This window comes from Virgibacillus sp. M23 (assembly GCF_034190895.1).
Classification (GTDB): domain Bacteria; phylum Bacillota; class Bacilli; order Bacillales; family Amphibacillaceae; genus Virgibacillus; species Virgibacillus salarius.
In genome coordinates this window covers 1-419 of sequence record NZ_JAWDHA010000320.1, presented here as the reverse complement: position 1 = coordinate 419, position 419 = coordinate 1, and the positions used below count along the sequence as shown (strand labels likewise).

Sequence of the window (419 nt, the reverse complement as noted above, 5' to 3'; positions counted from 1 at the left end):
AGATAATTCAGATGAACTGCTCGCCATCATGAAACAGAAGAAAAAGGAAGTGCCTTATTTCATTGGATTGCTGCCGCTGGAAAATGTGAAAGAGCAGGAGCTCCGGTACATCCTTGTGCAATGCCAGCAGAATTGGATCGCGCAGCTTGCTAAAGAAACGGATGTACATTTGATTGATCTTCGCCAGCTGCATCAAACATACCAGCTTGCTGCCATATTTGACCCGCACAGTGAAAGAGCGGCAAGAATACCGTTTACTGAAGAATTTTACGCGGCGATGGGAACACGGGTGGCGCGTGAGTTGACGGCATGGCTCAAACCGCCATTTAAAGCGGCCGCCATCGATTGTGACGGCACTTTGTGGAGCGGTCCCGTGTCTGAAGCTGGGGCGGAAGGAGTCATTATTACTCCTGCCCATC

1 protein-coding gene is annotated in these 419 nt (G+C 50.1%); it reads left to right on the top strand.

The window, feature by feature from the left end:
- A partial coding sequence (locus RVS70_RS22765; RefSeq protein ID WP_321135014.1) for a hypothetical protein occupies positions 1–419 on the top strand: 419 nt, incomplete at both ends.